Source organism: Streptomyces sp. NPDC001027, assembly GCF_040299045.1.
GTDB lineage: Bacteria > Actinomycetota > Actinomycetes > Streptomycetales > Streptomycetaceae > Streptomyces.
In genome coordinates this window covers 1-11,934 of sequence record NZ_JBEPBI010000234.1, presented here as the reverse complement: position 1 = coordinate 11,934, position 11,934 = coordinate 1, and the positions used below count along the sequence as shown (strand labels likewise).

Genomic DNA, 11,934 nt, shown 5'->3' with positions numbered 1-11,934 from the left:
ATGGCGTTGACGTTGACGTGGTGGGGGGCCCATTCGTTGGCGAGGGCTTTGGTGAGGCCGGTGATGCCGTGTTTGGCGGCGGTGTAGCCGGGGACGGTGATGCCGCCCTGGTAGCTGAGGAGGGAGGCGGTGAAGATGATTTTGCCGTGGCCGCGGGCGATCATGGCGGCGCCGACGGCGCGGGTGAGGGTGAACTGTGCGGTGAGGTCGACCTGGAGGACGAGGTCCCAGTCGGCGTCGGTGTGGTGGGCGGCGGGGGTGCGGCGGATGGTGCCGGCGTTGTTGACGAGGATGTCCACCGGCCGCTCCCGGCCCGCGAGGTCGGCGCCGAGGGCGCGCACGGCGTCGGGGTCGGCGAAGTCGGTGCTCAGGGCTTCGAAGGTGCGGCCGGCGGCGGTGACGTCTCTTTCGACGTCGCTGCCGGAGGTCTCGAGTGAGGCGCTGACGCCGATGACGTCGGCTCCGGCCTGGGCGAGGGCGCGGGCCATGGCGCGGCCGATGCCGCGGCGGGCGCCGGTGACGACGGCGAGCCTGCCGGTGAGGTCGAAGGCGTTCATGCGGCGGCTCCCTCAGCGGCGTCGGCGCCGGCGGTGCAGTCGACGAGGATCTTCATGACGTCGCCGCCGCCTTCGAGGGCCTCGAACGCGGCGGGCGCCTGGGTGAGGGGGACGATTTTGCTGATGAGTCGTTGGGCGGGGACGGTGCCGTCGGCGACGAGGGCGACGGCGTTCTCGAAGTCGGTGCGGTCGTAGAGGCGGGCGCCGACGAGGGTGAGTTCGCGCCAGAAGAAGCGGTGGAGGTCGATCTCGCGGGGGCGGGGGTGGATGGCGACCAGGCAGAGCCGGCCGCGCACGCCGAGGACGTCGACGGCGGTGTCGACGCCGCCGGCGGCGCCGGAGACCTCGAAGGCGACGTCGGCGCCGGCGTCTTCGGTCCAGGCGTTCACGAGGTGGGTGATGTCGGCGGTGGCGGGGTCCCAGGCGGTGAGGCCCAGCTGCTGGGCGAGTGCGCGTCGGTGGGGGCTGAGTTCGGCGATGCGGACGTCGGCCCCGGCGGCTCGTGCGACCAGGGCGATGAGGACGCCGACGGGTCCGCCGCCGACCACGACGACTTTCTCGCCCTCGCGCACGCCCGCGCGGCCGACGTCGTGGACGGCGACGGCGGTGGGTTCGACGAGGGCGGCGTGGTCGAGGGGGAGGGTGTGGGGGAGGCGGACGAGGGTGGCGGCGGGGACGGTCCAGCGTTGCTGCATGGCGCCGGGGGAGTCGATGCCGATGAAGTCGAGGCGCCGGCAGATGTGCTGGTGCCCGGCGCGGCAGGCGGGGCAGGCGTCGTCCCAGCGCAGGGGCATGACGGTGACGGCGTCCCCGGGCTGCCAGCCCTCGACGTCGGGGCCGACGCGGACGACGCGGCCGGACATCTCGTGGCCGAGCACGGCGGGCGCGGCGACCCGGGCGTCCATGTCGCCGTGGAAGATGTGCAGGTCGGTGCCGCAGATCCCGACGAAGGCGGGGGCCAGCTCCACCTCGCCGGTACCCGGCGGGGAGGTCTCGACGGACGCGGTGTCCAGCGAGCGGGCGGCGGTGTAACGGACGGCGAGAGTGGTCATCGAGTGCTCCAGGGCTTCCTTCAGCGGTTTTCTTCAGCGCGGACGCCGACGGTCAGCGGATGTCGGTGAGTCGGTAGAAGGCGGTCGCGGTACCGCGGAGCAGCGCGTCGACCTCGCTCTCGGAGCAGCCGTCGAGCAGTTCGTCCACGGTGGCCGCCCAGCGGTTCCAGCCGCCCGCGAGGTTCGCGACCGGCCAGTCGGAGCCGAACATCAGCCGGTCGGGGCCGAAGGCGGAGAAGAGGACGTCCCAGACGGGCCGGATGTCGGCGATGGTCCACGTGGCGTGGTCGGCCTCGGTGATCAGCCCGGACACCTTGCAGAAGACCTGCGGGTGCGCGGCGAGCCGTTGCACGTCGCGCCGCCAGTCCGCCAGCTCGCCGCGGGCGATGTCCGGCTTGCCCGCGTGATCGAGGACCTGGGGCAGGTCGGGGAAGCGTTCCGCCAGCGCGGTCGCCTGATCGAGCTGATGGCTGCGGACCAGGACGTCGTAGGACAGGCCGCGCCCTTCGACTGCGGCCAGCCCCCGCTCCACATCCGGGCGTTGCAGCCAGCCGGGGTCCGTCTCCCCCTGGACGAGATGGCGCAGGGAGCGCAGACGGCCGCCGCCGGGGCCTGCGAGCAGCCGGTCCAGGACGTCGCCGATCGTCGGCGACGTCAGGTCCGCCCAGCCGACGACGGCCCCGATCAGCGGTTCCTGCTGCGCGAGGGCGAGCAGGTCCTCGGTCTCGGGCACGTCCGGTATGCACTGCACGACCACCGTGCGGTGCAGGCGACGGCCCGCGATCGGCTGGGTCGCGGTGGTGCGCAGATCGTCAGGGGTGAAGGTACGGCTGATCGATGCCAGGGTGGGATCGTCGAGCCAGGGCTGCGGGCGGCGGTCGAGATCCCACAGGTGGTGGTGGGCGTCGACGAGAGCGGGGGCGGGGGTGGAGGTCACGTCGGGTTCCAAGTCAGTCGTCCGGTGCGGGCCGTGTCAGGCAGTGGTGTCGTCACCGGGCGGATCGAGGCGCCAGATCTCGGTGAGTTCCGTCCACTGACGTGAGTCTCCCCGGTCGGGCCACGGTTCCTGGCAGGGGTCGGTGAGCTTCCACCACTCCTGCGTCACCGGGTCCGCATCGAGGGCGGCCATGTCGGCGTCGAAGTCGTCGCCGTGGTGCTCGAGGTAGGCGAACAGGACGTCGCCGTGGAGGAAGATGCCGAAGTTGCGGATGTTCGCCCGGTGCAGGGCCGCTTCGACGCCCGGCCAGACCGCGGAGTGGAGGGCGAGGTACTCCTGGCGGTGCTCGGGCCGCAGCCGGATGGTCTGGGCGATGCGTTTCATGCCGTCTCCTCCGCCGTGCCCGGGGAGGGCTCGTCGGCCGTCGTGTCGAACGGGGTGCGATAGCTGGGGGCGTTGGTGCGCAGCGCGAGCCGCAGGACGAGCCGGATGCGGGTGGAGGCGGGCATCCGTACCGTCAGGAAGGCGCTGTCACAGGACTTCTCCGCCTCGGTGACGACCGGCTCGGTGTGGCTGTAGTCGTACATGTCGCCGATCCAGCCGTCGTCCGCGCAGGCGGTGTGGCGGACGCCGGTGATGGTGTGCTCGGCGAAGGCGCCCGCCTGCACGATCACCGTGCGGTCGGTCTCGGGTGAGAGGTTGACCAGTTCGACGGTGGTCGCCTCGGGGTCGATGCAGGTGACCAGCGCGGCGACGTCCGGCGGCAGGCCGGCGCGGCGGGCCTCGGCGTCGTGGTAGCGCAGCCGGGCCTGCTGGAGGCCGCCGTTGTACATGACCTGGGGGCCGCCCCAGGTCAGCTGGACGAGGGCCTCGGTGGCGACGGGGTTGCACTGCTGCCACACGTGGATGTCGGCCTCGGGGACGTCCAGACCGGAGTAGCGGTCGATGCGCCGCAGTCGGTGGCGGACCTGGGCCTGCGCGGCGGCGAGGATCCGCTCCGGGTATCCGGGGTCGTCGCCGGCGAGGAACGCGAACCACGCCTTCTCGTGCCCGGACTCCTCCTTGGCGCGGAACGGCCGTACGGTGCGCCAGTCGATGCCGCTCGCCTCACGCAGCCTCTCCAGCCGGGTGCGGTCGGCGTCGGAGGCGGTGTGGTGCCACAGGGCCACGGGCACGGGCGCGGTGACCGGGTTGTAGTCGAACCAGCCCGCGTCGTTGTGCCGGAACGGCAGGTGCAGAGTGGGCGTGTGGACGTCCGGGCCGAGCTCGGCCACCCACTTGGAGGGCAGACTGGAGTCGGCCTCGGTGTACGGCATCACCTTGCCGCGTGCGATCAGGGCGTCGAGCGTGGTCGACACCAGGGTGAGGTGCTCGTCGTCCCCGGTGACGGTCGCCGCCGCGAGCGCCGCGACGCAGGCCGCGTGGCCGACGCTGTGCCAGCCGTGCGGCCAGGACCAGCCGTAGTGGCCGCCGTACCAGCGGCCCTCCAGCAGGCTGCCGACGACTCCGTCCGGGCCCGCGTTGTCCGGGAGGAGACCCTCGTTCGCCCGCGTTCGTTCGTTCCACCTGCCGACGTACTCGACGATCCAGTCGCGGTAGCGTTCGTCGCCGGACAGGATCCAGGCGTTGAGGACCAGCCCGGCGGTCGCGAGGTTGACCGCGGTGTCGCCCACGCCCATCCGGTCCCGCATCTGCGGGCCGAGACGGGGGTCCTCGGAGAGCGGGAAGGGGCCGCCGTCCGCCTCGGGGATCCACTCAAGGGGGAAGCCGTAGGTCTGCTCCTCCTTCGGCAGCCAGGGATAGACGTCGCCGTCGAAGAGGCCGACCCGCTCGGGGTCGGCGCCGTTGTGCGGCCGGGTGATGACGCGGTGCTGGGGGTCGTAGTTGCCCTTGGCCGGATCGACGTACAGCTCGGCGAATCGCAGGGCGCGCTCACGCCAGCGGTCGGGTGCGGCCATGCAGAGGAAGTACAGCAGGAGCAGGCTCTCTCCCTGGTGGAACCAGTCGTAACCGCGTTCGTACTCGTCGCGCAGCATGTCCAGTTCGGTGAGCTGCCGGGTCACGCCCTCCCAGTGCTTCTCACTGGCGGGCAGCAGGTCGTCCGCGCCGCCGAGCAGGTACAGCTGGGGCCAGTTGAAGAACACCTCGTAGAAGTCGTCGACGCCGTCCCGGGTGGTCAGCCCGCCGGTGTAGTCGAGGCGTCCGTCGGGGCCGGTGAAGTCGCGGGCGAAGCGGCGCCAGGCGTGGTCGAGCAGGTCGAACAACGACCGTTGGGCCAGGGCCCAGCCCGGCGGTTCGAGCAGCGGCACCTCGGCATGGACCTCGACCTGGACCTCGGGCGGCGAGGCCGGCCGGCCGACGACCGGGGCGTCGTCACCCGACGTGCGGTCGGAAGGGCTGAAGGGCATGGCGGGATCTCCGTTCGGGGTGGCGGCGGGATGCGCACGCCGGGTACGGCGGTGGGGCGGACGATCGCCGGCCCGGGGCGCCCTCGCCCCAAGCCGTCGGCCGGGCCTATTCCTTGGTGGCTCCGGCGAGCATCCCGCTGACCAGGAAGCGCTGGGCGAACAGGAAGACGACCAGAACCGGTGTGATGGCCAGCAGGGTGGCCAGTGCCAGTTGCGGGCGCTGGATGGCGAGCGTGCCGACGGCCGGGTTGAAGGACGGCACGTTGCTGAGCAGGCTTCCGACGCCCACCTGGATCGGCATCTGGTCGCTCTCGGGGAGCATGACGTACGGCAGGAAGTAGTTCGTCCAGTTGGCGACGAAGCTGAAGAAGCCCACGAGCGCGATGACGGGGGTGGCCAGCGGCAGCGCGATGTGCCGGAAGACGCCGAACTCCGAGCAGCCGTCCATCCGTGCCGCCGCCAGCAGGTCCTTGGGGACGGCGGTGGTGAAGTAGATGTAGGTGAGGTACACGCCGAACGGATAGAACGAGTACGGCAGGATGATCGACCACATGGTGCCGATCAGGTGCACGGCGTTGATCTCCAGGAACAGCGGCACCACCAGGGTGGCGGTGGGCATGAGCATCACGACGAGGGTCGAGACGAGCAGGGTGTGCCGTCCCCGGAACTCGGTCATCGCCAGGCCGTACCCCGCGGGCACGGCCACGCACAACGTGATGACCAGGGAGATCACCGCGTACAGCGTGGAGTTGCCCAGCCATTGCATCAGGGCGTCGTCCTGGAAGGCGGTGAGTCCGTCCCAGTTGGCCTTGAAGGCGTGCCAGGAGCCGAAGGACAGCGGGTTGCCGTGGACGAGTTGCTGGTCGGTCTTGGTCGACGCGAGGACGAGCCACAGCACCGGCAGCACGAAGAACACGAGGAAGACGAGCAGTACGGAGCCGGTCAGCAGGCGGGGCACCAGGCGGCGCGGGGCACGGGGACGCCGGGGCTCCGGGGTCTGGCGGTGGCTTCGGCTCATGACGCTGGGTTCCCGTTCCGTGCGTGGTGGTGCGGCGGCCGGTCCGGCAGTGGTCTCAGTCGGCATCGAAGAACCCCGACCGTGCGACGAAGACCCCGGCGGCCGACACACTGACGACCAGCAGCTCCACCGAGACGGCGGCGGCGCCGTTGATGTTGTTCATCTGGAAGGCGAAGTCGTAGGTCAGCTGGTTCAGCGAGTAGTCGCGTCCGGCGACGCCGACGCTGGCCAGCGAGAGCAGCTGCGGCTCCACGAAGAGCTGGGCTCCCCCCGCGAAGGCCAGGATCACCATGTAGACGATCCACTTGCGGAGCATGGGGATCTGCACGCGCCAGGCGGTCTGCCAGGCGTTCGCGCCGTCGATGCGGGCCGCTTCCATGACGTCCCTGGGAATGTTGTTGAGCGCGCCGTAGATGACGACGATCCAACCGCCCGCGCCGGTCCAGAACGCGATGACGGTGAACAGCACGGGCAGGTTGCCGGGGGCGATGACCTCACCGAAGGTGCCGAATCCCAGCGCCTCCAGCAGGGAGCTGACCGGGCTCACCGTCGGATCGAGCATGAACAGCCACACCAGGACGCTGGCCGCGCCGGCGAGGGCCCCGGGGATGTAGAAGAAGAAACGCAGGGACTTGCTGACCGCGCCCGACGAGAGACGGTGCAGGAGCAGTGCCAGGCCCACCACGAACACCACGAGGGAGGCCAGCCAGAACAGCAGGTACAGCGCGACATGACTGACGGCGTCCATGAAGCGGAAGTCCTGCGCCGTGGCGACGAAGTTGTCGAAGCCGCTGAACGTGCCGCCGGCGTCGGTGAAGGCGAAGTAGACGGCGTACCCGGTCGGCAGGATGCCGAACGCGATCAGCAGCAGCACGTAGGCGGCGACGAAGGCGATGCCGGCCCGGCCCTGCCGGTCGGCGCCGCGGGGGCGCCGGCGGGCAGAGCCGGACGAGGAGCGGCTGAGCGTCACTGGGAGACCTTGTATCCGTTGGACTTGGCGTACTTGACGATGGAGTCCTGCCAGGCCGGCAGCATCGACTCGATGGACTTGCCCTGCGTCAGACCGGGCTTGACGGTGGCCGCCCAGATGGCTTCCTGGCTGAACTGGCCCGAGCCCCAGCCCGGCCAGACCTGGCTCGAGGCGCTCTGGAGCGCGCTCAGGTCCCCGGTGAGGTAGCCGACGCCGCCCTGCGCCGTGAGCCACTTCTGGGCAGCGGGCCCGTAGGCCGGATAACCGGGCGCCTTCTCCGCCTGGTAGGCGTCGTCGGTGGTGACCCACTTCAGGAAGTCGGTGGCCGCCTTGAGGTGGGTGGAGTGCTTCGACAGCAGCCAGGTGCCGCCGCCGACGTTGCCGGTGGTGGGAGCTGCCTGCCCCTTCCACTGGGGCATGGGAGCCACGCCGATCTGCTGGGCCGGCACCTTGAGGGTGTCCTTGAACACCGCGCCCCCGTACCAGGCCGGACCCGGCATCAGCAGCACCTTGTCGGCCTCGTTCTTGCCGAAGTCGGTGCTGAAGACGCCGCTGATGGACATGGACTTGTTCTTGATCAGCACGTCCAGCAGCTTGGCCATCCTGGTGCAGGCCTCGCTGGTGGTGTTCACCGAGACGGACTTGGGACCGGTGATGTCGTTGGCGCCGCACTGGCTCGCCCAGAGGTAGATCTCCGGAGTGAACGAGTCGCCCGCGTCACCCACGAGGAAGCCCGGGTGCTCCTTCGCCACCTTCTCGCCGAGCGCCTGGTAGTCCTCCCACGTCGTCGGGACGGTGTAGCCGAACTTCTTCATCAGCGGCGCGTTGTACCAGAGCACCGCCTGGGAGAGGTCGTTGCGCAGGCAGTAGAGGGTGCCGTTGACCTTGCAGACGTCGTTGGCGCCCTTGGCGAACTCCGCGAGGGTCGTCTCGGGTATGAGGCCCTTGTCGAGGGGGGCTGCGAACCCCGCGTCGACCGCCCACGTCACCTCGTTGTTCTGCGAGCTGAAGACGACGTCCGGCCAGCCCTTGCCGGTGCGGTTGAACAACTGGACCTTGGTCTGGAGGTAGTTCGAGCCGTTGGCGTCGCCGTCGTAGCTGACGATGTCCAGCTTCACGTCCGGGTGGAGCTTCTGGTACAGCTTCGCCGCATCCATGCGGGTCGCGTCCACCCAGACGGTCAACGCGCCGTCCTTCTGAGGGGCCTGGGCGAAGCCGTCCTTGTCGGTCGTGGCGGCGGCGCCGCCGTTGCCGCAGGCGGTCACGGTGAGCAGCACCGTGGCCGCGCACCCGGCCAACAACGCCGAGCGCTTCGCGGTGAGCGCTCTTCTCCGGCCGGACGAAGGCTTGTTGACGGTCATGAGTGACTCCACTGGGTGTGCGGGCGCCCCGAACAGGCCGGGGTGTGGCGCGTGGGTGGGCCGACGCCGGGGCCGTCCCGGGCGGGCGTCGGGCACTGAAGGCGACTGTGCTGTCGCCGACGTGGAAGAAATTAGCCGCCCTATCGAGGGGTTCGTCAAGGGTGCGTACGAGGTTCCTTTGGTGGATTTGCGGGCGATGGCCAGGAGAATAGGCGGAGTTATCTAGCGTATGTCGGTTATGCACCATTATCGGCAACAGATTTCCTCTGAAGATCTTCGTCAAAATGAGTACGACTCATACTTCGTCCGGGATACGATGGGCGCGGCCTGAAGCGATCAGTCGCTCTGCCGCCGTCACCGGGAGGAAGCACAGATGAACGACACGCCAGCCACGCGAGCGGCTCTGCCGGCGCAGGCCCTCCCCGCCGCCACCGCAGCGGTGAACGGCTCGGACGAGCGGCGTGACTACCGTCCCGGATACGAGATCGTGGCCGAGCGGCTCCTGGAGTACATCGCCGAGGAGCGACTGGTGGCCGGTGACCGGCTGCCCACGGAGAACGACCTGGCGCAGACGCTGAACACCAGCAGGGCGGTCGTGCGGGAGGCGGTGAAGATCCTCTCGGCGCTCGGACGGGTGCGGGCCCACAAGGGGCGGGGCCTGTTCGTCGCGGACGACGAGGGCATGCTCGTCACCAGTCGTTGGGGAGGCTTCTTCCGGCCCGTCGACATCGACCACGTCCTGATGCTGTTCGAGTTCCGCAGGGTCCAGGAGATGACCGCCAGCAGCCTGGCCGCCACCAGGGCCACGCCGTCGGAACTGCGCAGCATCGAGATCGCGGTGGAGCAGTGCCGGCACGGGTTCACCCAAGGGCGGGTCGACGTGTTCAACCAGGCCGACGACGACTTCCACGCGGCGCTCGCCGCCGCCTCGCACAACACCTTCCTCGTCAGCGCCGTGCGCGACGCGCGACGGCTGCAGCGGCAGTCCAGCGCCATCGGCATCCACGACACGCTCGGCGAGAACACCCGGTCGGCGGTCGAGGAGCACGAGGCGATCTACCGGGCCATCCGCGACGGTCGGCCCGACGAGGCGGCCGAGGCCACCGCGGCGCACCTCGACAGGACCCTCGAGGACTACCGGCGCGAGATCCAGCGCCGCCTGTTCGGCTGAAGCGTGTTCGCAAGCAACGCCGTGCAGGCCGACATCGACACGGCCGGCTACGGCAGGTCCTGAAACGGCGCCGAGCGGCCCCCGGTCTGCGCGGCGAAGGCGTCGAGCAGGGCGAAGGTGGGCGCGGGCTGTTCGAGATGGGGCAGGTGGCCCGCTTCGGCGACCGTCTCGAAGCGGGCGTTCCCGAACGACGCGGCGTACTCCTTGCCGTAGGCGGGCGTCGCGATGCGGTCGCTCTCGCCCCACAGGACGAGGGTCGGCGCCTCGACGGCGGCGAGGCGGGGACGGAGGGCCGGGTCGCTCATGCCGGGGCCGCCGGAGAAGACGCGCAGGGCGGCCGAGTTGGCCCGGAGGACGGCCAGGCGCTCGGCGGGCAGGGTCGCGGGGTCGACGTAGAAGCGCTCGGAGTCGTGGTACGCGTGCTCGGCCACGCCCCGGGCGTCGAGGGCGAAGAAGTCCTGGACGGGTTCGCCGGCGACCTCGATGCCGACCGCGTTCATCAGGACGAGCCCGCTGATCAGGCCTTCCGTGTCGGCCGCGGCCAGTTCGGCGCCGATCCAGCCGCCCAGTGAGGAGCCGACGACCAGGACGTCGGACAGGCGCCGGTCGCGCAGCAGGCGGAGGTAGCCGGCGGCGAGGCCGGCGACGCTGCTCAGGCCCTCAGGCCGAGCAGTGCCGTCCCATCCCGGGTGGGTGGGCAGGAGGGTGCGGGTGGTCGCGGCGAAGTGCTCCGCGATCGGGGCGACGGTGGCGGGGCCTCCACCGCCGTGCAGGACGAGGACGGGGCGGCCGTCGATGGGGCCGGATTCGGCGAGCGTCAGGGGTGAGGTCATGCCGGGGACTCTAAGTAAACATATTTATATAAGCAAGTTGAGTCGCAGTGCTAGTCTGATGAGCATGGCCGTTGAACTGCAGATCCTCGGAAGGGCCGTGAAGGCCGTCCAGTACCGCCAGCACCGGGCGCTCGACACTCGGCTCGCGTCGATCGGCAGCACGCTCGCGCAGTGGGACGCCCTGCGGGCGGTCGCGAGCCGGCCGGGGGCCAGCGCGCGGGAGCTGGCGGCCGCCACGTTCCAGAGCGAGCAGGCGTTCGGCACGCTGGCCGGGCGGCTGGCCGCGCAGGGCTTGGTGGACCGGCGCTCAGGGCGCGGTCGGCGCATCGAGCACCACCTCACCGCCGAGGGGCGGCGGCTGCTGAAGGCAGGTCACGAGGTGGCCGACTCGGTGCTCGCGGAGTGCTTCCAGGGCCTCGCGGAGGCGGAGCGGGAGGCGCTGCTGGGGCTGCTGCTGAAGATCGAGGGGCGGGGCGGGGGAGAGGACGCATCCGTGGGCGCGGCCACGGAACAGGGGCCGCGTGCACGGACGACGGGCCGCGGCGTCGGCCGCCCCGTGTGAGCGTCCCGCGCGTGCCCGTGTCGTCGCCCGGACAGCGTGTCAGCGGGTCGGCGCGACTCCCGTGCGCTCGTGGTGCGGGCCGGAATCCGATCGGGCCGCCGGGGCGGCCGGACCGGCGCCGCCCGGGACACGGGGCGGGTCGCCGCCCGGACGGAGGGGGGCAGGGACCGCGGGAGAGGCGGAGCGGACGGCCTCGGCGACGGGGGAGGGGCCGGCGGGGTCGGGCGCCGGCGGTTCGTCCGGGGCGTCGGTCAGGCTGGCGGCCAGCCACTGCTCGACGGCGGTGATGTGGACGGTCGCGGCGGAGGCGGCGAGCAGGCCGTCACGCGAGGTGAGGGCGGCGAGGATCTGCTCGTGGTCCCGGTGGGCGTGGTCCAGGGCATGACGGGTCCGGGTGCCGCGGACGATGCGGACGCGCTGAGTGCGGGTGGAGACCACCTGCAGCAGCATCGACAGCACGGGGTTGCCGACGGCTTCGACGATCCTGAGGTGGAAGGCCGTGTCGTGGGCGACGAACTCCTCCACGGTGGCGACGGTCCGGGACCGGTCGAGGATGTCGCGCAGTTCCCGGTGGTCCTGCGGCGTCAGCAGCGCGGCGGCCAGCCCCGTCGCCTGCGGTTCGAGCAGCCGGCGCACCTGGAGCAACTGCAGAGCCGCGTGGCCCTGGGAGACGTCGGCGGCGAAGGAGAGGGTCTCCAGCAGGAGATGGGGCTCCAGGCTGGAGACGTAGGTGCCGTCGCCCTGACGGGTGATCAGGATCCGCATGGCGGCCAGCGCACGGACCGCCTCGCGCAGCGAGCTCCGGGACAGTCCGAGCTGTTCGGCGAGGATCTCCTCTTTCGGCAGCCGGGAACCGGGCGCGAGCTCGCCGGCGACGATCATCGCCTTGATCTTGTCGATCGCGTCGTCCGTCAGTGCCACGAGGGTGCCTCTCCGTACAGGGGGGTGGGTGGTGCGGCGGCTCTGCCGGGTCCGGCGCGACGCCGGCCCAGCCGCCGGGGGGGGGGGGGGTAAACAGCAAAACGCCCGCCGCCAAGACGGGGCGGAATACAGCAAATCAAAAGA

At 70.9% G+C, this 11,934-nt stretch carries 11 protein-coding genes and 1 pseudogene; 2 read left to right on the top strand and 10 right to left on the bottom strand.

All coding sequences use genetic code 11. The annotated features are described in order from the left end of the window. From ABT300_RS35690 to ABT300_RS35655, 8 genes are all read right to left on the bottom strand, one after another. Positions 1 to 557: SDR family NAD(P)-dependent oxidoreductase (locus ABT300_RS35690; RefSeq protein WP_351684902.1), on the bottom strand; the 557-nt coding region annotated here is incomplete at its 3' end. Continuing rightward, positions 554 to 1,609: a zinc-dependent alcohol dehydrogenase gene (locus ABT300_RS35685; RefSeq protein ID WP_351684899.1), complete on the bottom strand. Its 1,056-nt coding sequence runs from the start codon at positions 1,607 to 1,609 to the stop codon at positions 554 to 556. The genes ABT300_RS35685 and ABT300_RS35690, both read right to left, overlap by 4 nt. 52 nt (positions 1,610 to 1,661) lie before the next feature. Next, positions 1,662 to 2,546, bottom strand: coding sequence for an amidohydrolase family protein (locus tag ABT300_RS35680; protein ID WP_351684896.1), 885 nt, complete (start codon positions 2,544 to 2,546; stop codon positions 1,662 to 1,664). A gap of 36 nt (positions 2,547 to 2,582) precedes the next feature. Continuing rightward, on the bottom strand, positions 2,583 to 2,930 hold the full coding sequence (locus ABT300_RS35675; RefSeq protein WP_351684894.1) for an L-rhamnose mutarotase: 348 nt from the start codon (positions 2,928 to 2,930) through the stop codon (positions 2,583 to 2,585). Then, entirely contained in the window at positions 2,927 to 4,954 is a 2,028-nt protein-coding gene (locus tag ABT300_RS35670; RefSeq protein ID WP_351684892.1) for a DUF8034 domain-containing protein, read from the bottom strand. Before ABT300_RS35670 ends, ABT300_RS35675 begins: the two co-directional genes overlap by 4 nt. Positions 4,955 to 5,060: 106 nt before the next feature. Next, positions 5,061 to 5,972 carry a carbohydrate ABC transporter permease gene (locus tag ABT300_RS35665; protein WP_351684889.1) on the bottom strand — a complete coding sequence of 304 codons (912 nt, stop codon included), beginning with the start codon at positions 5,970 to 5,972 and terminating at the stop codon, positions 5,061 to 5,063. Between the two features lie 55 nt (positions 5,973 to 6,027). Continuing rightward, on the bottom strand, positions 6,028 to 6,942 hold the full coding sequence (locus ABT300_RS35660; protein WP_351684886.1) for a carbohydrate ABC transporter permease: 915 nt from the start codon (positions 6,940 to 6,942) through the stop codon (positions 6,028 to 6,030). Beyond that, a complete protein-coding gene (locus ABT300_RS35655) occupies positions 6,939 to 8,303 on the bottom strand; it encodes an ABC transporter substrate-binding protein (protein WP_351684883.1) in 1,365 nt (454 codons plus the stop codon). The genes ABT300_RS35660 and ABT300_RS35655 overlap by 4 nt, the downstream gene beginning before the upstream one ends. Before the next feature lie 373 nt (positions 8,304 to 8,676). Here ABT300_RS35655 and ABT300_RS35650 point away from each other — a divergent pair, with 373 nt between their 5' ends. Continuing rightward, entirely contained in the window at positions 8,677 to 9,474 is a 798-nt protein-coding gene (locus tag ABT300_RS35650; protein WP_351684880.1) for a FadR/GntR family transcriptional regulator, read from the top strand. 47 nt (positions 9,475 to 9,521) lie between these two features. On the opposite strand, the gene ABT300_RS35645 is transcribed toward ABT300_RS35650, so the two are convergent. Then, positions 9,522 to 10,307 carry an alpha/beta fold hydrolase gene (locus tag ABT300_RS35645; protein ID WP_351684878.1) on the bottom strand — a complete coding sequence of 262 codons (786 nt, stop codon included), beginning with the start codon at positions 10,305 to 10,307 and terminating at the stop codon, positions 9,522 to 9,524. Between the two features lie 64 nt (positions 10,308 to 10,371). Between ABT300_RS35645 and ABT300_RS35640 the strand changes: the two genes are divergently transcribed. Beyond that, positions 10,372 to 10,869 (top strand): MarR family winged helix-turn-helix transcriptional regulator, encoded by a 498-nt coding sequence (locus tag ABT300_RS35640; RefSeq protein WP_351684875.1) that lies wholly within the window; start codon positions 10,372 to 10,374, stop codon positions 10,867 to 10,869. 252 nt (positions 10,870 to 11,121) lie between these two features. Here the strand turns inward: ABT300_RS35640 and ABT300_RS35635 are convergent. Further along, positions 11,122 to 11,790 (bottom strand): annotated as a pseudogene (locus ABT300_RS35635) (FadR/GntR family transcriptional regulator); the annotation flags it as partial. Positions 11,791 to 11,934 lie beyond the last annotated feature (144 nt).